The organism is Streptosporangium sp. G12 (assembly GCF_052983175.1).
Window position 1 is genome coordinate 235,259 of record NZ_JBRIQO010000011.1, and the last position, 25,409, is coordinate 260,667.

At 72.1% G+C, this 25,409-nt stretch carries 22 protein-coding genes, 2 tRNA genes, 1 pseudogene and 1 riboswitch; of the genes and pseudogenes, 6 read left to right on the top strand and 19 right to left on the bottom strand.

The features are described from left to right. Positions 1 to 85: 85 nt before the first annotated feature. Positions 86 to 853: a TSUP family transporter gene (locus tag ACVCAG_RS18830; RefSeq protein WP_440084257.1), complete on the top strand. Its 768-nt coding sequence runs from the start codon at positions 86 to 88 to the stop codon at positions 851 to 853. Positions 854 to 1,029: 176 nt separating this feature from the next. Here the strand turns inward: ACVCAG_RS18830 and ACVCAG_RS18835 are convergent. Further along, positions 1,030 to 1,103 (bottom strand) — tRNA-Ile (locus ACVCAG_RS18835). Positions 1,104 to 1,252: 149 nt separating this feature from the next. On the opposite strand from ACVCAG_RS18835, the pseudogene galK reads away from it, so the two are divergent. Beyond that, positions 1,253 to 2,364: pseudogene (gene galK / locus ACVCAG_RS18840) on the top strand (galactokinase). Between the two features lie 100 nt (positions 2,365 to 2,464). Here galK and ACVCAG_RS18845 read toward each other — a convergent pair. Then, on the bottom strand, positions 2,465 to 3,103 hold the full coding sequence (locus tag ACVCAG_RS18845) for a MarR family transcriptional regulator (RefSeq protein ID WP_440084256.1): 639 nt from the start codon (positions 3,101 to 3,103) through the stop codon (positions 2,465 to 2,467). A 98-nt stretch (positions 3,104 to 3,201) separates the two neighbouring features. On the opposite strand from ACVCAG_RS18845, the gene ACVCAG_RS18850 reads away from it, so the two are divergent. Further along, positions 3,202 to 4,458, top strand: a complete 1,257-nt coding sequence (locus ACVCAG_RS18850; RefSeq protein WP_447190077.1) for an MFS transporter — start codon at positions 3,202 to 3,204, stop codon at positions 4,456 to 4,458. Here ACVCAG_RS18850 and ACVCAG_RS18855 read toward each other — a convergent pair. The 6 genes from ACVCAG_RS18855 to ACVCAG_RS18880 form a co-directional block, all read right to left on the bottom strand. Beyond that, positions 4,404 to 6,122, bottom strand: coding sequence for a dipeptide ABC transporter ATP-binding protein (locus ACVCAG_RS18855; RefSeq protein WP_447190078.1), 1,719 nt, complete (start codon positions 6,120 to 6,122; stop codon positions 4,404 to 4,406). The two genes, ACVCAG_RS18850 and ACVCAG_RS18855, sit on opposite strands and share 55 nt — an antisense overlap. After that, complete coding sequence (locus tag ACVCAG_RS18860) at positions 6,119 to 6,979, bottom strand: ABC transporter permease (protein WP_447190079.1); 861 nt, start codon at positions 6,977 to 6,979, stop codon at positions 6,119 to 6,121. The genes ACVCAG_RS18855 and ACVCAG_RS18860 overlap by 4 nt, the downstream gene beginning before the upstream one ends. A 76-nt stretch (positions 6,980 to 7,055) precedes the next feature. Beyond that, a complete protein-coding gene (locus ACVCAG_RS18865; RefSeq protein ID WP_447190080.1) occupies positions 7,056 to 8,027 on the bottom strand; it encodes an ABC transporter permease in 972 nt (323 codons plus the stop codon). Next, a complete protein-coding gene (locus ACVCAG_RS18870) occupies positions 8,024 to 9,799 on the bottom strand; it encodes an ABC transporter substrate-binding protein (RefSeq protein WP_447190081.1) in 1,776 nt (591 codons plus the stop codon). Before ACVCAG_RS18870 ends, ACVCAG_RS18865 begins: the two co-directional genes overlap by 4 nt. Further along, complete coding sequence (locus ACVCAG_RS18875) at positions 9,796 to 11,553, bottom strand: FAD/NAD(P)-binding protein (protein WP_447190082.1); 1,758 nt, start codon at positions 11,551 to 11,553, stop codon at positions 9,796 to 9,798. The genes ACVCAG_RS18870 and ACVCAG_RS18875 overlap by 4 nt, the downstream gene beginning before the upstream one ends. Further along, on the bottom strand, positions 11,550 to 12,485 hold the full coding sequence (locus ACVCAG_RS18880) for a glutathione S-transferase C-terminal domain-containing protein (protein WP_447190083.1): 936 nt from the start codon (positions 12,483 to 12,485) through the stop codon (positions 11,550 to 11,552). The genes ACVCAG_RS18875 and ACVCAG_RS18880 overlap by 4 nt, the downstream gene beginning before the upstream one ends. A gap of 39 nt (positions 12,486 to 12,524) precedes the next feature. Next, positions 12,525 to 12,637, bottom strand: a riboswitch (SAM riboswitch). A gap of 52 nt (positions 12,638 to 12,689) precedes the next feature. On the opposite strand from ACVCAG_RS18880, the gene ACVCAG_RS18885 reads away from it, so the two are divergent. Beyond that, the gene (locus ACVCAG_RS18885) at positions 12,690 to 13,211 is read left to right on the top strand and encodes a DUF402 domain-containing protein (RefSeq protein ID WP_440084248.1); all 522 of its coding nucleotides are present in this window, start codon (positions 12,690 to 12,692) and stop codon (positions 13,209 to 13,211) included. Between the two features lie 57 nt (positions 13,212 to 13,268). On the opposite strand, the gene ACVCAG_RS18890 is transcribed toward ACVCAG_RS18885, so the two are convergent. Next, complete coding sequence (locus ACVCAG_RS18890; RefSeq protein ID WP_440084247.1) at positions 13,269 to 14,021, bottom strand: ABC transporter permease; 753 nt, start codon at positions 14,019 to 14,021, stop codon at positions 13,269 to 13,271. Beyond that, entirely contained in the window at positions 14,014 to 14,952 is a 939-nt protein-coding gene (locus ACVCAG_RS18895) for an ATP-binding cassette domain-containing protein (RefSeq protein WP_440084246.1), read from the bottom strand. The genes ACVCAG_RS18890 and ACVCAG_RS18895 overlap by 8 nt, the downstream gene beginning before the upstream one ends. Before the next feature lie 100 nt (positions 14,953 to 15,052). Here ACVCAG_RS18895 and ACVCAG_RS18900 point away from each other — a divergent pair, with 100 nt between their 5' ends. Continuing rightward, entirely contained in the window at positions 15,053 to 15,790 is a 738-nt protein-coding gene (locus ACVCAG_RS18900) for a TetR/AcrR family transcriptional regulator C-terminal domain-containing protein (protein ID WP_440084245.1), read from the top strand. A 152-nt stretch (positions 15,791 to 15,942) separates the two neighbouring features. Here the strand turns inward: ACVCAG_RS18900 and ACVCAG_RS18905 are convergent, their stop codons facing one another. The 7 genes from ACVCAG_RS18905 to ACVCAG_RS18935 all read right to left on the bottom strand — a co-directional run bounded on the left by ACVCAG_RS18905 (position 15,943) and on the right by ACVCAG_RS18935 (position 22,793). Further along, positions 15,943 to 16,716, bottom strand: a complete 774-nt coding sequence (locus tag ACVCAG_RS18905) for an enoyl-CoA hydratase-related protein (protein WP_440084244.1) — start codon at positions 16,714 to 16,716, stop codon at positions 15,943 to 15,945. A 59-nt stretch (positions 16,717 to 16,775) separates the two neighbouring features. Beyond that, complete coding sequence (locus tag ACVCAG_RS18910; protein WP_440084243.1) at positions 16,776 to 17,543, bottom strand: ATP-binding cassette domain-containing protein; 768 nt, start codon at positions 17,541 to 17,543, stop codon at positions 16,776 to 16,778. Positions 17,544 to 17,589: 46 nt separating this feature from the next. Further along, positions 17,590 to 18,624, bottom strand: a complete 1,035-nt coding sequence (locus ACVCAG_RS18915; protein ID WP_447190084.1) for an ABC transporter permease — start codon at positions 18,622 to 18,624, stop codon at positions 17,590 to 17,592. A 49-nt stretch (positions 18,625 to 18,673) separates the two neighbouring features. Continuing rightward, positions 18,674 to 19,804, bottom strand: a complete 1,131-nt coding sequence (locus tag ACVCAG_RS18920) for an ABC transporter substrate-binding protein (RefSeq protein WP_447190085.1) — start codon at positions 19,802 to 19,804, stop codon at positions 18,674 to 18,676. Further along, positions 19,804 to 20,979: an agmatinase family protein gene (locus ACVCAG_RS18925; protein ID WP_362846562.1), complete on the bottom strand. Its 1,176-nt coding sequence runs from the start codon at positions 20,977 to 20,979 to the stop codon at positions 19,804 to 19,806. Before ACVCAG_RS18925 ends, ACVCAG_RS18920 begins: the two co-directional genes overlap by 1 nt. A 235-nt stretch (positions 20,980 to 21,214) precedes the next feature. Further along, complete coding sequence (locus tag ACVCAG_RS18930) at positions 21,215 to 22,444, bottom strand: nitric oxide synthase oxygenase (protein WP_447190086.1); 1,230 nt, start codon at positions 22,442 to 22,444, stop codon at positions 21,215 to 21,217. A 273-nt stretch (positions 22,445 to 22,717) separates the two neighbouring features. Further along, positions 22,718 to 22,793, bottom strand: a tRNA-Asn gene (locus tag ACVCAG_RS18935). Between the two features lie 170 nt (positions 22,794 to 22,963). On the opposite strand from ACVCAG_RS18935, the gene ACVCAG_RS18940 reads away from it, so the two are divergent. After that, a complete protein-coding gene (locus ACVCAG_RS18940; protein ID WP_440084239.1) occupies positions 22,964 to 23,275 on the top strand; it encodes a YtxH domain-containing protein in 312 nt (103 codons plus the stop codon). A gap of 265 nt (positions 23,276 to 23,540) precedes the next feature. Here ACVCAG_RS18940 and ACVCAG_RS18945 read toward each other — a convergent pair whose 3' ends face one another. Further along, a complete protein-coding gene (locus ACVCAG_RS18945; protein WP_440084238.1) occupies positions 23,541 to 24,002 on the bottom strand; it encodes a hypothetical protein in 462 nt (153 codons plus the stop codon). Beyond that, the gene (locus ACVCAG_RS18950; RefSeq protein WP_447190087.1) at positions 23,999 to 25,300 is read right to left on the bottom strand and encodes an MGH1-like glycoside hydrolase domain-containing protein; all 1,302 of its coding nucleotides are present in this window, start codon (positions 25,298 to 25,300) and stop codon (positions 23,999 to 24,001) included. The genes ACVCAG_RS18945 and ACVCAG_RS18950 overlap by 4 nt, the downstream gene beginning before the upstream one ends. Positions 25,301 to 25,409: the final 109 nt, after the last annotated feature.

A 25,409-nucleotide genomic window follows, 5' to 3' on the forward strand; every position in this document is an offset into this window, starting at 1 on the left:
TGTTTAAGCTGGTGCGCCGTGCGGCACCGCCCTCGTTTGTCGCCGGGCCGGGCATGAACGCCGATTCCTCGAGGGAGGAGACAGGGTGACGCCGTGGGAGATGCTCGCCGTCTTCGCGGCGGGCGCCTGCGCCGGCGCCGTCAACACCGTCGTCGGCTCCGGGTCGCTGATCACCTTTCCCGTTCTGCTCGCCACCGGGATGCCGCCCGTCACCGCCGCGGTCTCCAACACTCTCGGCTTGATCCCCGGCTCCATCAGCGGGGCGATCGGTTATCGCGCGGAGCTCGGCGGCCAGGGTCGGCGCATCCTGAAGATGAGCGTCGGCGCCCTGCTCGGCGGCCTCACGGGGGCCACGCTTCTGCTGACCCTGCCCGCCACGGCGTTCGAGAGGATCGTGCCGGCCCTGGTGGGCCTCGCCCTCGTCCTGGTCATCTTCCAGCCCTGGATCGGCAGGAGCGTACGGCGACGCCGCGAACGCGTCAGCGGCACCGCCCATCCCGACGGCGGCCCGCTGCTTCTCACCGGGCTGACACTCGCCAGCGTCTACGGCGGCTACTTCTCCGCCGCCCAAGGGATCATCTACATGTCCCTGATGGGCGTGCTCCTCGACGAGACCATGCAACGCCTCAACGCCGCGAGGAACGTCCTCGTCGCCGTCGTCAACACCGCCGCCGCGATCTTCTTCCTCTTCTCCGCGGATTTCGACTGGACGGCCGTCGCGCTCATCGCGGTCGGTTCCGCCTTCGGCGGCTCGATCGGGGCCAGGGTGGGCCGCCGGCTCAGCCCCGCGGTGCTGCGCGGCCTCATCGTGGCGGTCGGCACCGTCGCCATCGTCCAGTTGCTGCGCCCCTGACCCAGGACCTTCGTACCGCGCGGTCCCCGTCCCGGGCGCCGTTGCCGGAACTTCGGCACGTGTCCGGCACGGCCAACCGCCGGGGACCGAGGCGATCAGTGACAGCCGGACGCGCCGAAAGCGCCCTCGACCGCGAACACGCAGATCAGGGGCGCTTTCCGGGTGGTCACGGAGGGTAGGGCGGGCGGGACTCGAACCCGCGACCCAGGGATTATGAGTCCCCTGCTCTAACCGGCTGAGCTACCGCCCCTCGCGCACGCCGTACGCGGCATTCAACCAAACGTAGACGCTGTTCGCACACCTGCCGGGCGGGACGGGTTCAAGATGTGACCTTCAGTGGAACCGAGCCCCGGCGTACTCGCTACCCTACTGCTGAACCTTGTTGAGGAGTGTTGGATCATGCGCGTTGTTGAAGCTTTCAGGGACTCGTACGGCACGGAACCGGCCGGGGTGTGGCACGCCCCGGGGCGGGTCAACCGTTCGCGCTGCCGTGGGGGGTGACCGCGGCGGTGTCGCCGCGCGAGGACGGGGTGGTCAGGCTGCGGTCGCTGCAGGCGGGCGGGCCGGTGACGCTGGCGACGCTGGACGAGGCCGAGGGCTGGGCCCGCTACGTGGCCGGGGTGTTCTGGGCACTCGGCGAAGCGGAGCGGGAGCAGGGGCAGGGGCAGGGACAGGGCCGGGGGCGCTCGGTCGGCGGTGCGGATGTGGTGATCGACGGGGACGTGCCCCGGGGGGCGGGACTGTCGTCGAGCGCGGCGCTGGAGGTGGCCGTCGGCACCGCGCTGAACGAGCTGTACGGGCTCGGCCTGACCAAGATGGAGATCGCCCTCGCCGCGCAGAAGGCCGAGAACGACTTCGTGGGCATGCCGTGCGGGATCATGGACCAGGCGGCCTCCGCCTTCGGCGAGGAGGGGAAGGCGCTGTTCATGGACTGCCGGAGCCTCGGGACCAGGAGCATCCCGTTCGACCTGGCGAGTCACGGCCTGCAGCTGCTGATCATCAACACCGGGGTGCACCACGAGCTCGCCGACGGGCAGTACGCCCGCCGTCGCAAGGACTGCGAGAACGCCGCCAAGCACCTGGGCGTCGACGCGCTGCGCGACGTCACGGACCTGGCGGGCGCCCTCGCGCGGCTGAGCGGCGACGAGCGCAGGCGCACCCAGCACGTGGTGACGGAGAACCACCGGGTCGAGGCGGTGATCGGGATGCTGCGAGCCGGTGCGGTACGGGAGATCGGGTCGCTGCTGAACGCCTCCCACCTGTCGCTGCGCGACCAGTTCGAGGTGTCCTGCGCCGAGCTGGACGTGGCCGTGGAGTCGGCGGTCAGGGGCGGGGCGCGGGGGGCGCGGATGACCGGGGGCGGGTTCGGCGGGTCGGCGATCGCGCTGGTCGCCGACGACCGGGTGGAGTCCGTACGGGAGTCGGTGACCGGGGCCTACGCCGAGCGCGGCTGGGCCGCGCCGGAGATCTACCCGGCGACCCCGGCCGCGGGAGCCCGCAGGTTGCTCTGACCACCCCGCCCGCTCCCGCGCACAGGATCATCCGACGGCCGGCAGGGTGATCTCGGAACCGGTTCCGAGATCACCCTGCCGGCCGTCTCCACTCCCGAGGTCACCCGGCCGGCCGGCTCGATCCCGTACCCGCGCCGGAACCCGGCCCCGCCACCGGGTCCACCCCCGCCCCCGGCCTCGAACCCGAATCCGCCCCCGGAGCCGGGCCCGGCCCGGACGGCCAGTCGGGCATCAGCGGCGGGCCGTCCCGCTCCGCGTTCCGGACCATCCGGCGCAGGAGATCGTCGAGGACCTCGCGCTCCCCGGGGTCGAGCGGGCCGAGCAGTTCCCGCTCCGAGAGGTCGCCCTGATCCATGCGCTCCTGCCAGACAGCGCGCCCGGCGGGGGTCAGGGCGACGAGCAGGCGGCGGCGGTCGCCGGGATCGTGCACGCGGTCGACGTATCCGGCCTGTTCCAGCCGGTCGAGCCGGTTGGTCAGCGTTGCCGGGTGGGTGTCGAGCCACCCGGCCAGCACGGAAGGGGTCACCCGGTAGGGCGGCCCGGCCGCGACCAGGTGGTGGAGGACGTCGAACTCCCAGGGCTTGAGCCCTCCCTCGCTCAGCCAGGCGTCCTTGCTCCGCTTGAGCAGCCGCACGAGCGCCTGCATGCGCGTGATGATCCCCTCGACCTGCGGATCCAGGTCGGACAGCTCCCGGGACCAGTGCGCGATGTGCCGGTCGATGGAATCAGGCTCTGGCATCCCCAAAGGGTAACGCCGCACTCCGCCGAGTCGTCGTCGACATCGCGCCGCCTTTAATACGGATGCATATATTATGTTTTCGTAGTAAATTTCCGTTCATGACCCCCTTGCGCGACTCATGGGCTCCCCTGCGGGATCCTCGCTTCCGCCTGCTGTGGACCGGCCAGACCCTCTCGCACGTCGGCGACTCCATCACCGTCGTGGCCCTCGCGCTGGCGATCGTCACCGCGACGGGCTCGGCCACCGATCTCGGGGTGGTCCTGGCCGCCCAGTCGATCGCCACGGTGGCGCTGATGCTGCCCGGCGGCGTGTGGGCCGACCGGCTCCCGCGCCGCCGCGTGATGATGGGCGCGGACGTGGTGCGCGGGCTCGCCCACGCCGCCATGGGCCTCGAGCTGATCACCGGTACGGTCGACATCGTCCACCTGGCGGCGCTGGCCGCCGTCTCGGGAGCCAGTTCCGCGTTCTTCCTGCCCGCCACGACCGGCCTGGTGCCCGCCACCGTGACGGCGGAGCACCTTCCCCGGGCCAACGCACTCATGGCGATCGCCCAGCGCGGGTCCATGCTGCTCGGCCCGGGGATCGCCACCGCCCTCGCGCTGACCGCCGGGCCCGGCTGGGCACTGCTCCTGGACGCCGCGACGTTCACGGCCAGCGCGGTGCTGCTGGGCCGGCTCCGGCTCGCGCCGATCCCGCCCGCGCCGCGCGAGCGGTTCGTCAGGCAGCTGGCCGAAGGCTGGGCGCAGCTGCGCCGCCACCGGTGGTACTGGACGAACCTCGTCGGCCACTCCCTGTGGAACCTCAGCCGCTGCGCCCTGATCACGATCGGGCCCGTGATCGCCGTCACGAGCCTCGGTGGCGAGCTCGCCTGGGGCACGATCGTGCAGGGTGGCACGGTCGGCGCCCTGTGCGGCGCGCTGCTGGCGCTGCGGGCGAGGCCGCGAAGGCCTCTCGTCGTGGCAAACGTCGCGCTCACGCTCGGCGCCCTGCCCCTGGTCCTGCTCGCCGCCGAGGCGCCCGCGCTGATCGTCGCGGTGGCCTACGGGCTGATGACCGGCGGCCTGGCCTTCATGTCCCCCATGTGGGAGACCGCCGTGCAGGAGCACATCCCGGCCGAGGCGATCTCACGGGTGTCCGCGTACGACTGGCTGCTCTCCCTCGGGCTGACCCCCCTCGGCATGGCCCTGGCCGGGCCGCTGGCCGGGGCGGTGGGCACGGCCCCCACCCTGTACGGGGCGGCGGCGCTGCTGGCGGTCTCCTGCCTGGGGGTGCTGGCCCTGCCCGACATCCGTGGCCTTCGTCAGGGCTCGGCCGGCACCAGCTTGGGCACCGCGCCGAGCAGCTCGCGGGTGTAGTCGTGCCGGGGCAGGAAGAACACCTCGTCCACGTGTCCCTCCTCCACGACCCTCCCTCCGCGCATGACCAGCACCCGGTCGGCGACGTGGTGGACCACCCCGAGGTCGTGGGAGATGAAGATCAGCGCGGTCCCGTCGGCGGCCTGGATCTCCGCGAGCAGGTCGAGCACCTGAGCCTGGATCGACACGTCCAGCGCGGAGACCGGCTCGTCGCAGACGAGCACGTCGGGACGGGTGGCGAGGGCCCTGGCGATGGCCACGCGCTGGCGCTGGCCGCCGGACAGGCGCCGGGGGTGCCGGCCGGCGACGTCCGCCGGGAGGCCGACCCGGTCCAGCAGCTCGGCCACCCGGTCGAGGAGAACGCCGCGCGAGGAACCGCGCTCGAAAGGGGCGCCGCCCGAAGACGCGCTCCCGGAGGAGACGCCGTGCGGAAAGCCGCGCTCGAAGGAGGCGCCGAGGAGGGGTTCGGCCACCAGGCGGCCCACCGTGTAGCGGGGATCGAAGGAGTCGAGCGGATTCTGGGAGATCACCTGGATGCGGGACCTGCGGGAACGCCGCCTGCGCTCGCGGATCCCCGACCAGGGCTCGCCGCCCAGCCGGACCTCACCCGAGGCGGGTTCGAGCAGTCCGAGGACGAGCCGGGCGACCGTGGTCTTCCCCGAACCCGACTCTCCCACGATGCCGAGCGTCTCACCGGGGTAGACCTCGAAGGACACGTCGTCGACCACCGTGCGCGAGCCGTACGCGGCCGACACCCCCGAGACCTCCAGGATCGGCGCGGTGTGGTCCACGGTCCGCTCCGGCAGCGGGGTGCGCAGCGCGATCCCCCCTGCCGCGATGGCGGACAGGCGGGTGCCGCGCGAGACGGCGGAGGGGACGGCGGCGAGCAGCAGCCTGGTGTAGTCGTGCCGGGGCGCGGACAGCACGCGTCCCGTCGGCCCCTCCTCGACGATCACCCCGTCCTTCATGACCAGTACGCGGTCGGCGACCGCGGAGACCACGGCGAGGTCGTGACTGATCATGAGCAGCGCGGTGCCCTCGGCCTTGCGGGCGGCGAGCAGCCGCAGGATCTGGGCCTGCACGGTGACGTCGAGTGCGGTCGTCGGCTCGTCGGCGATGATCAGGGGCGGGCCCGCGGCGATGGCGGAGGCGATCAGGGCGCGCTGGCGCAGTCCCCCGGACAGCTGGTGGGCGTACTGCCTGGCCCGCACCTCCGGTTCCGGCACCCCGACCGCCTCCAGCAGCTCGATCACCCTTTCCCTCCGGGCGGCGCGGGGTACGACGTCGTGGGTGGCGAGCACCTCGGCGATCTCGTCGCCGACGGTACGGAGCGGGTCGAGCGACGTCAGCGCGTCCTGGAACACCAGCCCCGCGAACCGCCCGCGCAGCCGTCGCCAGTCACGGGCGCCGAACCGGAGCGCGTCCCGGCCGTTCACCGCGAACCGGGAGGCCGTGACCTCGGCGACCTCGGCGACCTCGGCGACCTCGGCGCCCGTGCCGGTCAGCCCGACCAGCGTCCTGGCCGTGACGCTCTTGCCGGAGCCGGACTCCCCGACGATCGCCACGCACTCGCCCGCCTCAATCGACAGGCTCACTCCCCGTACGGCCCGCACCCCCGCCCGGGGGAAGCCGACCCGCAGGTCCTCGACGTCGATGAGGCTCACCGGTTTCTCCCCTCGAAACGGCGCTGCAGGCGGCGCCCGACGAGCGTCAGGCTGATGACGGTCAGGGTGACGGAGAGACCGGGGAAGAGCACGGTCCACCAGGCGACGCGCAGGTAGTCGCGGGCCTCCGACAGCATCGAGCCCCACTCCGGGCTGGGCGGCTGCGGGCCCATGCCGAGGAAGCTGAGCCCGGAGGTGGCGATGACGGCGGTGCCCATGCCGATCGTGGCGAGCACCGGCAGCGGGCCCAGCACGTTGGGCAGCACGTGGCGGGCGACCAGTACCGGCCTGGCCAGCCCGAGGGTGACCGCCTGTTCGACGTAGCCGGAGCGGCGCACCACGAACGTCTGGGCGCGGATCACCCGGGCGTAGTTGGGGATCTGCGCGATGCCGATCGCGAGGATCACGTTGCCGGTGCCGGGACCGGTGATGGCGATGACCAGCAGGGCGAGCAGCAGTTCGGGGAAGGTCGCCACGACGTCGAACAGGCGGCTGAGCAGCTCGTCGACGTGGCGGGGGGACAGCCCGGCCAGGACTCCCAGCAGGGCACCGGCCCCGGCGGCGAGCAGGACTGCGGCGGCGCCGATGCTCAGCGAGTGCCCGGCGCCGTGGACGACGCGCGACAGCACGTCACGGCCGAGGTGGTCGGTGCCGAACCAGTGCTCGGCACTCGGCCCGGCGAGCGCGTGCAGCGGGTCAGCGGCCAGCGGGTCGGCATCGGTCAGCAGGCCGGGCGCCAGGGCGGCGACCGCCAGGAACAGCAGCGGCGCGACCAGCGGCGCGCTGAAGCCGTACCCGCGCCCGGCCGGAGCCGGGGCGACGGCCGCGACACCGGGGACCTCCGTGATCGTCGTCATCGGCTTCTCCTCGGGTCGTACGGCGAGGGCGTCCCTCCCGGCGGGACCACCGCCGGCTCCTTGCGCGACGGGACCGTCATCGGCTCCTCCTGAGGCGGGGGTCGATCGCGAGGTAGGCGAGGTCGACGATCGTGCTGACCGTCACGTAGGCGAGGGCGGATACCAGCACGACGGCCATCACCAGGGGCATGTCCTTGCCGTTCACCGCGCCGACGGTGACCTGGCCGAGTCCCGGGCGGCCGAACACGGCCTCCACGATGATCGCGCCGCCGAGCAGGAAGCCGACGAACCAGCCGGTGAGGGTGACGGCGGGGAGCAGCGCGTGGCGCAGCGCGTGCCGGGCGACGAGCCGCCACTCGGTGATGCCGCGCGAGCGGGCGGTCACCGCGAACGGCTCCTCCAGCGCCCGTTCCAGGCCCTCGCGGAGCACCTGGCCGAGCACCCCCGCGATCGGCAGCCCGAGCGCGAGCCCCGGCAGCACGAGGGAGACGAGTCCCCTGTCCCCGGCGACGGGGAACCAGCCGAGGGTGAAGGAGAAGACGGCGAGCAGCAGGATGCCGATGAGGAACGGCGGGACCGAGACGACGACCAGCTCCGCCAGCCCGACCAGGCCGCCGAGCCAGGGGCGGCGGCCGGCGGTGGTCAGGGCGAGCACCAGGGCCAGGACGACCCCGAAGAGCGCGGCGGTGAGCGCGAGCTGGATCGTCGGCCAGATCTGCGAGGCCAGGACGTCGCCGACGCCACGCTGCAGGATGTAGGAGCGGCCCAGGTCTCCCCGCAGCAGGCGGAGCAGATAGTCGCCGTACTGCTGGAGCGGGGAGCGGTCCAGCCCCCACTCGGCGATGATCTGCGCCCGCCGCTCGGGGGTGTCGAGGCCGTCGCCGACGAGCACGTCGACCGTGTCGCCGGGGGCGAACATCAGGGCGAGGTAGGCCGCGGTGGCGGCGGCCCAGAGCACGGCGACGCCCGCTCCGAGCCGCCGGACCACCGGGCCGAGCCACCCGGCGGCGGCCAGCCCCCGCCGCCGGGTGAGTGTGAGAGTGCTCACGTCCCTGTCCGGACGTCGTAAGCACTGTCGGGAGTGCCGGAGACCGGCTCGAAGGTGATCCCGGTGACCGAGGCGCGGTGGGCGATCTGGTCGGCGGGAACGTAGAGCGGGAGCAGGAGCGCCTCGTCGGTGACGACGGTCTTCTGCACCTTCGCGTAGAGCTCCTTGCGCTCGGCGAGGTCGGAGGTGGCCGACGCGTCGGCGAGCAGCTCGTCCAGCTCGGCGTTCCCGAACTTCGTGCGGTTGATCGCGGCGTCCTTCACCAGGATCAGGTTGAGCGCCGCCCCGGCGTCGGTGTCGCCGCGCGAGTTCTCGAAGATCTCGTACTCGTTGTCGTCGACGGCCTTCTGCGCGGTGCCCTGGTCCACGATCTTGACTTGGAAGTCGATCCCCGCGCTCTGCTTGACGGCCGCCTGGACGGCCTGGGCGAGGACGTCGCGGCGGTCGCGGACGAACGGCGCGGCGTTGACGGTGCGCACGGTCAGCCTCTTGCCGTCCTTGACCCGGAAGCCCTCGGCGTCGCGCTCCTTCCAGCCCGCCTCGTCGAGCAGCCGGTTGGCCCGCGCCGGGTCGTCGCCGAAGGTCTTCTCCAGCGAGGGGTCGTAGAACTGCGGGCTGCCCTGGCCGATGACGCTCCAGGCCCGCTTGGCGGTGCCCTGGTAGACGGAGGTGAGCACCGCGTCCACGTCGACGGCGTCGCGGAAGGCCTCGCGGACCCGCCTGTCGTCGAACGGGGGGCGGGAGACGTTGAAGTAGTAGGAGAACGCGCTTCCGGAGTTGAGGCTGGTCTCCAACCTCAGCTCGGGGTCGCCCTTGATGAGGCCGATCTCGGTGGCGGGCACGCCCTCGATCACCTGCACCTGCCCGGAGGTGAGCGCGCCGACCCGTACCGCCGCCTCGGGCAGGAAGCGGTACGTGATGTCGGCCAGGTGCGCCGGCCCTTGGTGGGCGGAGCCGGTGGGCGGCCAGTTGTAGTTCGGGTTGCGCCTGTAGTGGACCTCCTGGCCGGGGACGAACCGGTCGAGGACGAACGGCCCGGTGCCGACCACGTCGACGCCGCCCGCCTTGAGGTCCTTGGCGCTCTTCAGCGACTTCGGGGAGACCTGGCCCGCGTACGGGGAGGAGAGGAAGTCCAGGAACAACCCGTCGGGGGCCTTCAGCGTGACCTTCAGGGTGTGCGGCGCGGTCGCCTCCGCCCTGTCGAAGTTGCGCAGCTGGACGGCGCTGACCGCGGCGTTGTAGCCGGGCGAGACGAGCTGGTCGAGGTTGGCCTTCACCGAGGCGGCGTCGAACTTCTCGCCGTCGTGGAAGGTGACGTCGTCGCGGAGCTCGAAGGTGTAGGTCAGCCCGTCCTCGGAGACCTTCCAGGACGTGGCCAGCCACGGCAGGAACTCGCCGTTCCGCCCCCGGGCGATCAGGGCGTCGAACTGGTTGTGGACCAGCAGGCGGGCCTTGTTCTGACCCCACTGGTGCGGGTTGAAGGTGATCGGCTGTGTCTCCACCGCCCACACGAGCGACCCGCCGTCACCACCGTCACCACCGCCGCCCTCACCGCCGGCCGCCGCGCTCGGGGCCCCGCTCTCGGCTCCGCACGCCGTGAGCGCCAGCACCCCGGCGAGCGCCAGGGCGCCCCATCGCAACTTCACGTTCTTCTCCTCGTGCTTCGGTACGACATGCCTCTGTACGGCGTGCTGCTGCGCGGCGGGCTCGGACGGCTCGGTGAGGCGCCGGCCGGGACGACCGGCGTGATCGGGGTGATCGGGGCGGTTCATGCGACGTGCCGTCGTATCTGGGTTCCGGCGGCCTCGGACAGCACGATCCGGGCGAGGGCGTCGGCGTGGCGGAAGAGCGGGGCGTTGAGGTGCGGCCTGGCGAAGCCGCCGGTGGCCCGGCCGCCGACGACCCAGGGGCCGAAGGCGAACCTGCGGGGGTGCGGGGTGCCGGACCTGTCGAGCAGGCGGCGGTCGGCGGGCCGTACGCTCACCAGACCCGACTCCTCGTCGAGCTCGCCCCGGTCGCGGAGCGCGGCGATGAGCGGGTCGACGGCCCGGCTCACGCTGGGCGCGGGCAGCCTGGCCTCGACGAGGGTGGTGGCCGTCACGCCGCCGGGCACGGTGGGACTCTGTGCCCGCCAGCGCCCGTCGTGGTGGTCGACCTTGAGGTCCGCGCCGAGGAAGGTGACCACCCCCGCCCTGGCCAGGGCGCGCAGCTCCTCCAGCCGGGGTCCCGGCGGGCCGCTGGCGACGTAGCTGAAGAACCCGCCGAACCACGGGTCGGAGACGCCCAGCTCGGCGAGGACACCGTAGACGGAGAGCAGCCCGAGGATCATGGCGTGGTCGGCGCTGTGCGCCGGATCCGAACGTCGTTCCAGGTCGACGGTGAGATAGCCGCGCATCCACTTCTGCAGGCCGGCCTGGTCGCCGAACCGGATGCCGTCCAGCGGCCGGTCGAGCCGGTCGAAGTCGAGCCGGTCCGGGTGCCGGGGCACGGCCTCGCGGATCAGCCTGCGCATCCCGAGGCTGCGCCACTCCTCGGCGGCGAAGCCCTCCTCGAACTGCGCCCAGCCCAGTTTGGCGCGCTCGGGGTGGGCGGTGATGAGCTCGTGGTAGTACGCGAAGGCCAGCTCCTTGGCGACCAGCGGCCACACGTCGCGGCGGAAGTTCCACGGTCCCTCCCCCAGCGTCTCGCGGGTGAGGAAGCGCGGCACCGGCGGGCGGGCGCCGGTGAAGGGGTAACCGGTCTTGGAGTGGTACGGCACGCCGCGCCGCGACCCCACGCGCAGGAGGGGCTCGCGCCCGTTGGGCAGGTAGACCAGCTCCCCGTCGTACTCGCGGACGAACCGGCCGCCCCGGCCCGAGGTGAGCAGCACCATCAGGTCGACGAAGGCCAGCCCCATCCCCCGCACGATCACCGGCTCTCCCGCGGGAACGCCGTCCAGGTCGAGGTCCGCCGCGTAGCCGGTGGGCAGGTAGCGCAGCCCCCCGCGCGCGGCCAGATCGGCCAGCGCGCCCTCCTCCCTCGTCGGCGTCACGTCGCCGTGTCCCTGGGCCAGGATCACCGCGTCGGCCTCGATCGTCCGGCCGTCGTCCAGCGTCACCGCCTGCCCGCCGGGGACGTCGGCGAGGTCGACGGCGCGGGCGGCGTGCACGTGCACCCGGACGCCGCGCGGGGCGTTCGCCACCGCCTGCCGGAAGACGTGGGAGAGGTAGCCGTTCTGTGCCGGGCGGGAGGCGAACCTGCCGGGGTCGCCGCCGAGCCACTCGGCCAGCGTGGGTCCGGGGCGGATCGGTCCCTCGCAGCGCACCGACTCGTCGGTGAAGAGCGTCACGTCGGCGGCGGCGGAGTTCATCCAGAGCAGGTCCGGCTGGTCGTGGCGCCAGACGCGCCCGCCGCCCGGCGGGTGGGGGTCGATCACGTGGACGTCCAGCGACGGCCAGCCGAGCAGGTCGGCGGCGTTGGCGCAGATGCGCTCCACCAGGCAGGTGCCCGTCGGCCCGGCGCCGACGACGGCGATCGAGGCGCTCATATGGCGGCTCTGCGGTGCGGCTGGTCCCAGTCGGCGTGCGACGGCTCGACCGGGATCCGCCAAGCGTCGGTCTCGCCCGACGGACGGGCGACGACGGCGAAGTCGGTGTTCTCGCGGAAGGCGGGGTGGGCGTACAGGTCCCTGGCGTAGGCCCACAGGTTGGGGAAGGCGGTCAGCGGGCGCTCGCTGATCCTCGCCGCCGGGTTGTCGCTCAGGTCGAAGCGGAGCAGGGTCGGCCAGAGCCGCACGTCCGCCTCGGTGATCCCCGAGCCGAACAGGAACCTGCGGTCGGCCAGGCGGGCGTCCAGCTCGTCCAGGAAGGCGACCACGGCCCCGCGCGCCTCGGTGTACGCGGCCTCGGTGGTGGTCGCCGCCACGCGGCCCGCCGCCGTGTTGACGATCTCGTAGATCCTCGTGTTGAGCTCGTCGATCTCCGGCCTGAGCTCCTCGGGGTAGAGGTCGGCCTCGGGGTCGCCGCCGAACCGGGTGGCCAGGTCGATCGTGATGTCGGGGAAGTTGTTGCTGACGATGCGGCCGGTCGTCCTGTCCCACAGGACCGGCACCGAGACGTGCCCGTCGAAGCCGGGCTCGGTCACCTCGTACGCCTGCCGAAGGATGGTGAACCCGTTGACCGGGTCGGCCCCGCGCCGCTCGCGGAACGCCCACCCGCGCCCGTCGCGCTCGTCGTCGACGTAGGAGAGCGAGACCACGTCCTGGAGTCCCTTGAGGGAGCGCACGATGGACGCGCGCTGCGCGTACGGACAGACGGCCGCGACGTAGAGGTGGTAGCGCCCGGGCTCGGTGGGGAAGGCGGGTGTGCCGATCCGCCCCTGGAAGGGGTAGCGCGGGCCGGGCCTGCCACCGGGCCGGTAGTGGCCGTGGGTGTCGAGGTCGACGGGGCTCGCGTGGTTCAGTGTGCTGGTCTTCGACATGTGGCGCTCCCGGCATGTCTCGGTGACCCTGGTTGAGGGGGTCCGCGCTTGCGGCACGCCCACCGTGCCGCCAGGTCTCCCCCGGAGGCACCCCGCCGCGGTGCGAGGGTTGCCGGTCAGCCAGCCGGGGCTTCTCACTGACGCTCTTAACCTATTTAGAAGGTAGGAAATACATAGATCTCTGTCAAGGCTTAGTGTCGTGGAATGTCCTATGAGAGCGTGAACGTGGTCTACCGCAAGTACGACGGATCACTGCACTGGCATCACCGCGGCCTGCTGCTCGGCGAGGACGAGCACGGGGTGTGGACGGGCTGCGTGGCCGACTCCAGTGGCCACAAGGGCGACGGTCCCGCGGTCCCCTGGCCGCATCCGTTCGTGATGCTCTTCCCGCGCGACGCCTGGTGGACGGCCGCCTTCAACGCCGCCCCGCACAAGCACGAGATCTACTGCGACGTCTCCACGGTGCCGGAGTGGAGAGACGGCGAGGTCACCATGGTCGACCTGGACCTCGACGTGATCCGGACCCGCCGGAACCTGCTGAAGGGCCGCCCGAGCAGGGTCTTCCTGGACGACGAGGACGAGTTCGAGGAGCACCGGGTCAAGTACGCCTACCCGACCGACGTGGTCGAGAACGCCCGAGCCTCGGCCGCCTGGCTGATGGAGGCCGTCACCTCCCGCACCGCCCCCTTCGGGGACGCGCCGCGCTGGCTCACCCTGGTCGGCTGAACCATGGGCGGGGGTGCCGGGGGTGGCGACCCCCACCGCCCCGGCACCCCCGCGACCTCAGCGGGCGCGGTGGCGGAACATCCTGGCGGAGAGGACCGCCGAGACCAGCAGGAAACCGCCGCACCAGGCCAGCGCCTTCCACGGGTCGCCCCCCACGGGCCGGTCGAGCAGCAGGCCGCGTACGGACTCGATGATCGGCGTGGCCGGCTGGTTCTCCGCGAACCCGTGCAACCACGCGGGCATGGTGTGCACCGGGACGAAGGCGCTGCTCGGGTAGGGCAGGAACATCACCAGGAAGGTGAAGGCGCCCGCGGCCTCCGGCGTCCTGGCCAGCAGGCCGACCAGGGCCGAGACGGCGGACATGGCCAGGACGAACACCACCAGGACGCCCACCGCCGCGGCCCAGCCGGACAGGCCCGCGTCCGCCCGGAAGCCGAGCAGGAACGCGACGGCGAACACGATGGCGAGCGAGGTGAGGTTGCGCACGGTGCTCGCGGCCACGTGCCCGCCCAGGAACGCCCCGCCGCCGACGTCCATCGACCTGAACCTGTCGACGATCCCCCGGCTCATGTCGTGGCTGACGGCGACCGCGGTCAGGGAGGCGCCGTAGGAGGCGCACATGACGAGGATGCCGGGGACGGCGTAGGTGACGTAGTCGGTGCCGGTCTGTATCGCGCCGCCGAACAGGTAGACGAACAGCAGCATGACCAGGACGGGCATCAGGAACGAGGTGAGCAGCGCGTCGAGGTTGCGCAGCGACAGGCGGACGGCACGGCCGGTCATCACCGGCCAGGCGGCGAGTTCAGACACCGGCCCGCTCCCTGTCCGTCAGCGCGAGGAACGCGTCGTCGAGCGTGGCGCCGCGCACGGTGAACCTCTCGACCGCCGAACGCCCCGGGTCCACCTCGTCCAGCAGGGCGCGGATCCCCGTGGCGCTCCCGTCGGTGGCCGCCCCGACGGTCAGCGTGGCGAGATCGGCGTGGAGGGCCCGCGCCCCGAGAAGGCGCGTCACCTCGGCGAACGACCGCGCGTCGGACAGGACGAGGTCCAGCCGCCAGGCGGCGACCCTCGCCTTGAGCTCGTCGGCGGTGCCCTCCGCCACCACCCGCCCGCCGTCGAGCAGCGCGATCCTGTCGGCCAGGCTGTCGGCCTCCTCCAGATACTGGGTGGTCAGGAAGACCGTGGTACCCGTGCCGGTGAGCTGGGTGATCACCTCCCACATCGCCTGCCTGCTCCGCACGTCGAGACCGGTGGTCGGCTCGTCGAGAAAGATCACCGACGGCGCGCCGACCAGCCCCGCGGCCAGGTCCAGCCGTCGCCACATGCCGCCCGAGTACGTGCCGACCCGCCGCCTCCCCGCCTCGACCAGGTCGAACCGCTCCAGCAGCTCGGCCGCCCTGCGGCGGGCCGCCGCGCGCGACAGACCGGACAGGCGGCCCATCATCCGCAGGTTCTCCTCGCCGGTCAGCAGCTCGTCGACCGCCGCGTGCTGGCCGGTCAGGCTGATGGCGCGGCGGACCCGGCGGCGGTCGCGCACGACGTCGAACCCGGCCACCGTGGCCCGCCCCGCGTCCGGCCTGACCAGCGTCGCCAGGGTGCGCACGGTCGTGGTCTTGCCCGCGCCGTTCGAACCGAGCAGCGCGTACACGCTGCCCCTGGCGACGCGCAGGTCGACACCGGTCAGGACGGCGACCCGGCCGTAGGACTTGGTGAGGCCGACGACCTCTATCGCTGGTTCCACTGCCCCTCCTGCGTATGGCGTACGCTCTACTGTTTATGGCATACGCGGTATTGCGTAAGGTATACACTCACGGGAAAGGACGGTCAAGCCCGGGAGCGCGATGGAAGTGCCGGAAAGCGTGGAGATCGCCTGGGGGCTGCGCGAGCGGCCCGGCAAGGGGCCCAAACGCACCCTGAGCCTGGAGCACATCGTGGAGGCGGCCCTGCGCGTGGGCTCCGCGGAGGGACTCCCCGCGGTCTCGATGAGCAAGATCGCCGCCGAGCTCGGCGTCTCCACGATGGCGCTCTACCGCTACGTCACCTCCAAGGGCGACCTGCTCATGCTCATCACGGACGCGGTGCTCGGCCCTCCTCCCCCGCTTCCGGAGCCGGGCGACGACTGGCGCCGGGGCGTCCACCGGTGGGCCGCCGCCATGCGCGCCTCCCTGCAGAGGCACCCCTGGTCGTTGCGCATCCCCATCACCGGCCCGGGGATCATGCCCAACCACGTCGCCTGGCTGGAGGCCGGGCTGCGCTGCCTGCGCGGCACCGGACTCGACCCGGACACGAAGCTGGCGGCGCTGCTGCTGGTCAACGGCTTCGTCAGGACCGAGGTGGCGCTGCTGGCCGACCTCCAGGACGCCTTCGACGCCTCCCAGGTCACCGACGAGGAGGCGCTGTCCGGCTACGCCCGGTCACTCGCCAGGCTCACCGACGCCGAGCGCTTCCCCGAGATCCACGAGCTTCTCGAAGCCCGGGTCTTCGACATGTCGGGCGGTCCCGACGACGAGTTCGCCTTCGGCATGGACCGCATCCTCGACGGCGTCGCGGTGCTCGTGACCGGAAAACCGCCCGCCTGATCCGGAACGGCCTCGCACCCCTCGCACCCCTCGCGCCGGAAGCCGCCCCGGCCCGGCGGCCCGGCGGCGTCCCGCGCTCGACGGCGTCCGGCGCTCGACGGAACGGAAGGCCGCCGGCCTCGCCCGCGAAGAAGCCCAGGGGCCGCGGAGGACTACAGGGGCGGGAAGCCGGGCGCGCGGCGCTCGACGAAGCTGGCGACGCCCTCGACGAAGTCCGACCGGCCGAAGGACTCGGCCATCAGACGCGTCGCGGCCGACTCCGACGCCTCCAGGCTCTGCTGCCAGTCACCCCAGACCTGACGCTTGATCACGGCCATCGAGGCCGGGGAACTGTACGTCGCCAGCTCGCGGGCGTAGGCCAGCGTCTCCTCCATCAGCCTCTCCCCCGGCACCGACCGGCCGGCCAGGCCCAGCTCGTACGCCTCGGCGCCGGTGAAGGTGCGGCCCGACAGCAGCAGGTCCATGGCCCTGGCCTGACCGGCCAGCCGGGGCAGGACCCACGACATGCCGTACTCGGCGATCAGGCCGCGCCGGGCGAAGGCGGTGGTCCACTTGGCCTCGGCGGCGGTGAAGACCAGGTCGCAGAGCAGGGCGTGGACCATGCCGAGCCCGGCGCAGGCGCCGTTGACGGCGGCGATGATCGGTTTGCGGATCGTGGTCGGGAAGGTGGTGGGGCGCGGGTCGGGCCGCCCCGCGTAGGAGCCGTCCTGCAGGGCGGTGAGCGTCCGGAAGTCCGCACCGGCGCAGAAACCCCGCCCCGCGCCGGTGACCACGATCACCCGGACCTCGGGGTTCTTCTCGGCCTCGGCCAGCTGGTCGAAGTAGCGGCGGCCCATCTCGTCGGTCCAGGCGTTGAGCCGGTCCGGGCGGTTGAACGTCAGCGTCAGCACGCCCCGCTCGATCGACGACAGCACCAGATCGACCATCCCGCATCCCCTCGGAAGCCCGTCGGGGCTCTCCGCCCGGAGAGCCACAGAATATCGTTCTACACCTTTTCCCTCTCCGGCGTCAGCATGTGCGAGCGGACCAGATCCTCGACCGTGGCACGCAGGCCGAGGAAGGAGGAGGTGCGCTTGACCGTGAGGGCCCGGTAGGCGGGCAGGTCGATCGGGACCTCGGCGGCGACCCTGCCGGGACCGCAGGCGAAGACGAGCACCCGCTGGGCGAGCAGGACGGCCTCCTCCACGTCGTGGGTGACCATCAGCACCGTCGTGCCCGTGTCGCGCCACACCTCGCGCAGGAAGAGCTGCATGTCCTCCTTGGTCTGTACGTCCAGCGCCCCGAAGGGCTCGTCCAGCAGCAGCACGGCCGGCTCGCACGCCAGCGCCCTGGCGATCGCCACCCGCTGGCGCTGCCCGCCGGACAGCTGCCGGGGCAGCGCGCCCGCCAGGGACGACAGCCCGACCTCGCCGAGATACCAGCGGACCCGCCGCTCCCTGTCCGCCCGGGAGATCGGCAGCAGCCGCAGCCCGAAGGCCACGTTCTCGGCGACGGTGAGGAAGGGGAACAGCGCGCCCGACTGGAAGACCAGCCCGCGCTCGGGCCCGGGGCCCGTGACGGGTGCCCCGTCGAGCGAGATGGATCCCGCGCTCGCCGGGGTGAGCCCGGCGATCAACGACAGCAGCGTCGACTTGCCGGAGCCGCTCGCCCCGACCACGCACACGAACTCGCCCGGCTCCATCGACAGGTCGATGCCGTCCAGGACGCGCGTGGTGCCGTAGTCCTTGGCCACACCGCTCAGCACGAGGGTCATGCCGCCCACCTTCCGGAACGGTCGCTCGGCACTCGTGACGTGGACCTCACACCACCCACCTCCCGAGACGGTCGCGCAGGACGCGCAGCGCGACGTCGATCAGCAGGCCGACGACCCCGATCACGATGAGCACCGCGAAGATCTTGTCGGTCTGCAGGAACCGCTGGGCCCGGACGATCCGGTAGCCGAGCCCCGACTCGGCCGCGATGAGCTCGGCCACCACCACGAAGTTCCACGCGGCGGCGGCGTTGATCCGCGCCGCGTCCACGACCGCCGGGAGCGCGTACGGCCAGGTCACCTTCCTGAGGATCTCACCGCGCCGGGCGCCGAGGGTGGCCGCGGCCTGGCCCAGCTCGCCGGGCACCCGCCGTACGGCGTCGGCGACCATCAGCGTGTTGAAGAACACCACGCCCAGCACGAGGATCGCGATCTTGGAGGGCTCGCCGAGGCCCAGCCAGATGATCAGCAGGGGGATGAAGGCGGCGGCCGGCATGTAGCGGAGCAGGCCGACGACCGGTTCCAGCAGCGCCAGCGCCACGGCCGAGGTGCCCATGGCGACGCCCAGCGGCACCGAGATCAGCACCGCCAGCCCGAACCCGGCACCGACCCTGCCGAGGCTGGCGAGGGTGTCGTCGACCAGCTGTCCGGTGCCCAGCATCTCCGCGAACGCCTCCAGGACGGCCAGCGGGGAGGGCAGAAAGGTGGGATCCACCAGGTCCGCCGTGCTGACGGCGGCCCAGAGGGCGAGCGGGAACAGCACCGAGGCCGCCCGCAGGCCCCAGCGGGCCCGGACGGACAGGCCCTGCCCGCCGGATCGGCCTTTCCCGGGGAATCGGCCTTTCGCGGCGGACCGGTCTTTCCCGCCGGACAGGCCGGAACCAGAGCCGGGGCGCCGTCCCCGAAGGCGTCCCGGCCGGACCGGGCGCCGGGGCAGCGGCTCCCAGTCCTGCCGCCCCGCGCCGGGAGACGCGACGGGCTCCGTGGTCCGCGCGCTCATGAGGGCCTCGACCTTCCGGGTGGCGAGCAGGGCGAGCCGGACCCGCCCTGGCAACAACCGGTCGTCGCCCGGCGTCGTCTCCATGTCGACGCTCCCGCTCTCGCAGCTCTCACGGCTTGCGGCTCCTGACGGATCACGGCTTGAGACTCCTGACGAACTTCGGCTCGAACAGGCCGTCCAGCGAGGGCTCGGTGTCGGCCAGGCCCGAGTCGACGAGGAACTTCGCGATCAGGGCGGCCTGGTGGCCGAGGCGATCGCCGGTGTCACCCGGTTCGAAGGCGGCGAGGTTGTCCTCCAGGGAGAAGATCGTGGTCCCCGCGTCGTAGCTCGCGTAGTCGGCCTCGCTCACCCCCGCCCGCCTGGCCATGATCGCGGTGGCGTCGGCCTTGTTGGCGGCGATCCACTCCAGGGTCTCGAACCAGGTCTTCACCAGCGCCTGCACCTCCTGCGGCCGCTCGGCGACCAGTGAGGTCGCCACCACCAGATGGTCGGGGACGGCCCCGGGGAAGTCCTTGGAGGTGGCGATCGCCGTCGAACCGGGCAGCTCCAGGGCGGTGGTGGTGAAGGGTGCGAACACGCCGACCGCGTCCACCTGGCCCGCTTTGAAGGCCGCGGCGGCGGCGTCGGTCGGCAGCGGCTTGAAGGTGACGTCCTTCTCGGTCAGCCCCGCCTTCCGCAACGCGAGCAGCAGCAGGTAGTGGTCGACCGTCCCCTGTTCGGCCGCGACGGTCTTCCCCTTCAGGTCGGCCACCGTGGAGACGCCGGACCTGGCGATGATCTGGTCGTTGCCGGTGGAGTTGTCGTTGACCAGCACGATCGTCTGCTTCGCCCCGCCGGACACCGAGGCGATGGTGTCGTTGAGCGTCTGGCTGTTGGCGTCGACGTTGCCGGTGGCCAGCGCGGTCAGGCTGTCGGTGTAGCTGTCGAAGTACTTCAGCTCGACCTCGAGGCCGTTCTTGGCGAACAACCCCTTCTCCTGGGCGACCTGCCAGGGAAACCAGCCGGGCCAGGCGGAGAAGCCCAGCGTGAGGGTCTTCTTCCCGCCGGGGGCGGCGGGCTCGGCGGCCCCTCCCGGGGTGGACGCGCACGCCGCGCAGGCCACGAGCAGGCAGAGCGGGACGAGCAGGCGAAGCGAGAGCGGCGACCGGGGCGACCGAGGCCGGGGGAACGAGGGGAACGAACCGAGCGGGCCGAGCGCACGGGACGAACGCCGCGAACCGAACAGGCCGAGTGAGCGGAGGGTGACGAGCGGGCGGCGGAGCATCAGGAGGCTCCCTTCCTCGCGGGCAGGTGCCCGGAACGGACCAGGCAGCCGAGGGTGTCGCAGATGACGCGGGTGGCGATCAACGAGGTGATCTCCGCGTTGTCGTAGGGCGGCGAGCACTCCACGACCTCGATCCCGGCCAGCGGCGCCGCGTCGGCGATGATCTGGATGAACTTCAGGACCTCGCGCGGCAGGAAGCCTCCGGGTTCCGGCCAGCCGGTGCCGGGGACGAACGCGGCGTCCAGGCAGTCGACGTCGAAGGAGAGCCACACGGCCTCGGCGTCCTTCCAGGCGACCTCCAGCGCGCGCTCGGCCGCCGCCTCGATGCCCATCTCCACGCAGTCGGTGACCGTCATGATCGTGGTGCCGCGTTCGCGGCCGACCTTCACCCCCGGCCGGGGCGCCTGCCAGCCGCCGATGCCGATCTGCACCAGGTTCTGCGGCGGCACGTTGGGGATGTCGGTCGCGTGGAACCACGGCGTGGTGTGCATGCGCTCGTCGAGGTCGGTCTCCTGGGTGTCCACGTGCCGGTCGAAGTGGATGATCCCGAGATTGCCCGACAGATGCTCGGCCACGCCGCGCACGGTCGGGTACCCGATGGAGTGGTCGCCGCCCAGGACGACCGGGAAGGCCCCGCTGGAGTAGACGTGCGAGACGGCCTTGGAGATCTGGTCGAAGGTCTTCTCGATGTTGCCGGGAATGGTGAACACGTCCCCGAGATCGGCCATCGTGATCGACTCGCGCAGGTCCACCCCCAGCTCGAAGCTGTAGGGCCCGTACAGGGCGGAGATCTTCCTGATCCCCTGCGGGCCGAAGCGGGTGCCCGAGCGGTAGGTCGTGCCGCCGTCGAACGGCGCGCCCAGGATCGCCACGTCGTACTCCCCGCAGCGCCGCACGTCCTCGACGTACGGGGCCTTGAGGAAGGTGTTGATCCCCGCGAAGTGCGGCAGCTCTCCCCGGGAGAAGGTCGGGATGCGCCGGTCGACGATGGAGTCGGCGCCCTGCAGACCCACCTCCAGGGCCCAGGCGACCTCGCGTTCCCAGTTGGTGGTGGGCAGTTCGGCCTCGCGCTCGACGGCGAAGCGGGCCTCGGGGCCGTACCGGCCGGGCCCCGAGGGGGCCGCGCCGGAAGGACCCTGGCGGGCGGGGTCGGAAGCGGACGGGTGCCAGTGCATGGAGCTCCGATCAGCTCGGAACCCGGCCGGAGGGCAGCCGGGATCGGCCGGCCTCCCGGGCTTTTGTCCCGCCGTGGAACGGCCGCGTGGCCGCCTGCACCTCTCGGACCAGTCCCGCGCCGACGCCGTACGACCTCACGATCGTGGCGCGCGGCGTCGGCGGCGGCGGAACCCTAGGTGCGCCCCACCATGAGGTGGGTCACTGCAAGTGCATCGCCGGTACGTTTCCTCCGGATTAACCCCCCGTTGCAGTCCGGTGACCGAGTGCACGCTCCATGGAGTCCGGATGGTGGACGAAGTTCGGCGACAGCAGCCGGTCCTCGTAGTAGCGGTGGAAGACCGGCGTGGCCGAGGAGGACATGGGGGGAACGATCCAGGTCCAGTCGGCCGGGCAGACCCGTCCCTCCCTCTCCTCGCGTTCGAGATGCATCAGGAAGTGCCTGGACTCGGTGTGGTGGTCCGTCATCGTCACCCCCGCCCGCTCGAAGGAGTGCAGGACGGCCACGTTCAGTTCCACCAGCGCGTGGTCCCGCCAGAGCGAGCGGTCGCTTTCGGTGTCCAGTCCCATGCGCCGGGCGATCAGCGGCATCAGGTCGTAGCGGTCGGTGTCGGCCAGGTTGCGGGCGCCGATCTCGGTACCCATGTACCAGCCGTTGAACGGGGCCGCCCGGTAGCAGATCCCGCCGATCTCCAGGCACATGTTCGAGATGACCGGCACCGCGTGCCAGCGCAGTCCCAGCTGCTCGAACCACGGGTGGGTGGGGTGCGAGAGCGCGACCTCCAGCACGGCGTCGCCGGGGATCGTGGACAGCAGCGGCGGCCCGTCCCCCACCGAGACCGCCAGCGGGAGAACGTCGAAGGGACTTCCGGGACCGCCGGGCCAGCCGAACTCGCGCAGCATCGCGGTGAAATCGGTGTAGCGGGGGTCACCGACGACAGAGCCGTCCTCCATCGCGTACCCGGCGTAGCGGATGAGCTGCTCGTTCCAGATCCGCGGCCCCGGGGCCCCCGGCCGGTCCTGCGGGAAAACGGTGATCGTCGGGCGGATCCGGCGACTCGGCGCCGCGTCCCGCAGGTGGTTCACGCACTCGACGGCGACCCCCTCGGCCGTGGTGACGTGCCGCCGGTCGCGCACCCGCAGCGAGCGCCAGTACAGGCGTCCGATGCACCTGCCGCTGTTGCGCCAGGCCACCCTGGCGCCGAAGATCAGCTCGCCGGGAGTGTGCGTGTACGTCCCGGTCCTGGCGATCTCCTGCCGGACCTCGCGCAGGCGCTCCCGCAGTACTCCCGCCCCGGGATTCTCCGTGTGGAACAGCTCGAGGTAGTCCTCGGCCGCCGCCACGTCGACCGGGGGCACCTCGGGGACACCACCGAGGATCCCGGGGACCCCGAGGACGTCAGGGACGCCGGGGACGTCATAGATCGGATCCGGCGCACGCCGCCGGGACCTTCGCCAGGTCAGCACAGAAAAAACCACCAATTGTGGCTCACGGGCACGACGACCGTTCCGGGCGGCGCGGTGCCCTGAACGCGGCGGCCCTTCCCCGCTGCGATCGCTGTTGTCCGCGGCAACCGCGCATCGGCTCACTCGCCGCGATCAGGGCGGCACCGGGCGCGGCGTTCCTCATTTTCTGTGATTCACCGTGGTTTGTCCGGCGAATCGCGACGCGAGAGGCCACCTGAATCGGAACGAGAGACGACGAAGGCCCCGGAAGCGGGGCTTCCGGGGCCTTTCGACTGGCTCCCGCGATAGGACTCGAACCTATAACCTGCCGGTTAACAGCCGGCTGCTCTGCCGATTGAGCTACACGGGATTGCGCTTTGCGCTGGTCGGACCGGGTGTTCCCCGTTCCTTGCGGCGCAGGAATAGATTAGCGCACTCCATGGGTGTGTGTCGCATCGATACTCCGGGGTAGGTGCGAGACGAGGCGATCCGCGAGTGATCACAGGACAGGGTCCGCGGAACATGCTTGTGGAGGTGGACATGCGTTATCGACTGATGCTCGGGCTGGGATTCGCGGTCGGCTACGTCCTGGGGAGCCGTGCCGGCCGGGAACGTTACGAACAGATCAAGGGGCTGGCCCAGCGGATCTCCGACAACCCCACCGTGCAGGAGACGGCCGGCCTGATGGGCGCCAAGGTCTCCAAGGCGACGGGCGTGGCCAGGACCAAGGTGAGCGACGTGGCCAGGAACCGGTTGCCGTTCCTGCGCTCCGCCAACGGCTGGCACGGCGACGAGCACGACGACACGGGCACCGGCTGGCCGGAAAACCAGAGGACCAACGCGCCCTACTGATCTTTCCAGCCGCCCCGTCGGCACTCACGGGCCGGGAACGGCCCGCCGGTGCGAAAGGCCCCTCCAGGGGCCTTTCGCGTGTCCGGGGCCGATCTTCACCCACTCCCGGGCCCACCCGGAAACCCGGCTCCTCCGAGAAACCGGTTCGTACGGGAGCCCGGCTCACCCGGAAACCCGGCCCGTACCGGAACGTAGGTCCTCATACCGGAACGGGAAGTTTCAGCCGGTTCAGCCGATCGGCCCCGGGCGGCCCGGCTCCGGCGTCTCAGACGCCGAAGCTCCGGCGTGTCTCCTCGAGCGCCTGCTCCGCGAGGGCGCGCAGGCCGGGATCTTCCGGATCGAGACCGGCGTCGAAGACGAACTCCCAGATCAGCCGGTCGGCGTCGGTCTTCCTCGCCACCAGCCGCACCCCTCCTCGCGCGTCCAGCGGAACGTACTGGTTGACCACGATCGAGGCGGTCACCCGCTCCCGCACGGCCTCGGGGATCCGGCCGGGCTCGGGCAGCAGCGCCCGGTGCGACCGCCCGTCGGTGGTGCCGACCGTCAGCCCCTCCTCGTCCCACACCCCGCGATCCACCTGGAACCAGGGCAGGCGTTCACCGCCCAGGTAGAGGGCCTTGTCCGCGGCGATCACGTAGCCGTCGGGCCCCTCGGCGTAGACGAGCACCCGGTCACCCGGAGCGAGGGCCGCGCGGACCTCGGAGGGCATGCGATTGAAGAGCTTCACCGTTCCACGGTATCCGCCAGCAGGTCGAGGGTGAGCGCGGCCGACCAGGAGAAGTCCCTGCTGCCCCGCCCGCTGCCGTCGAAGGGGTCGAAGCACTCGCGGAAGCCCGCCTGCCGCACGAGGCGCAGGGTGCCCGAGCCGAGCAGCCGCACCAGTCCCGGCAGATCGTGCGCGCCCGCCGCCCGCCGCAACAGCCAGTTGGTGTTCACCCAGGACGGCCCGCGCCAGTAGCAGGACCGGTCGAACTGCTGGGCGCGGATCTCGCAGCTCGGCACCGGGTATCCGGCGGCTCCCATGAAGCGAGCCGACTCCAGCACCCTCACCAGCTCCGCGACCCGGTCGGCGGGCATCTCCCGGTCGAGCATCGGCCCGAAACAGCCGACCGTGCAGACGGGGCTGAGCCGCCCGCCGCGCAGGTCGCGGGCGCGGAAGACGCCGTCGTCCCAGAGGCGTTCCAGCAGCGCCGCACGGATCCGCTCCGCCGCCTCCCGGTACGGGCCCGCGTCCGCGCCCGCCACCGGGGCCAGCTCGGCGAGGGCCTGGCAGGAGGCGAGCCAGATCCCGTTGAACATCGGGTCCTCGACCGCGAACGGGTGCTCGTCCCGCAGGTAGGCCGGATCGTAGCCGGAGTCCCGGTAGCCCAGGACGAGGGCCATGTAGCGGTCGTGGCGGCTGTCGGGATGCCACTCGGGGGGCTCCTCGCGCCGGTGGTAGGCGTGGCGCACCGGGGGCAGCGCCTCCAGCGGCGCGTCCCAGGCGGGACTGTCGTCCATCCCGGACTCCCACGGGTGCACGATCGCGGCCAGCCCTCCCCCGCCGAGGTCCCTGGACGCGGCGAGGTAGTCGTGCTGGGCGGCCAGCATCGGGTAGATCCGCCGTACGAGGGCGACGGCCGTGTCCCGGTCGGCCGCGTGCCGCCATATCCACCACAGGGCCAGCGCGTGCAGCGGCGGCTGCGTCAGCCCGGAGGTGCACACGGCGTTGGGAGAGGCCGGATGGTCCGGGGAGCGCCAGACCGAGGGGCCGGGGAAGTAACCCTCCGCGCGGACGGGGCGGAAGACGATGTGCGGCACCATCCCGGTGCCCCACTGCCCCGCCAGCAGGCTGATCAGCTCGGTTCCGGCCCTGCGGGTGTCCCAGCGGGCCAGGCCCATCGCGACGAAGGTGGAGTCCCAGTTCCACTGGTGGGGGTAGAGGCCGGGCGCGGGGACGGTCGCGGACCCCGTCCAGTTCGCGTCGAGCACGGACCACGCCTCGCGCCCGAGCGCGGCGTCGTCGACCGCCGCTCGCGACTCCATTCGCCCAGTCTGCGCCTGTATCGGTCAGGAGAACAGCCCGGCCTGCCTCGAATGCGCCGAAGAGGGGCGCGGCACGGCCCCCGGAACGGCGCGGGCCCCGGGAACGGAG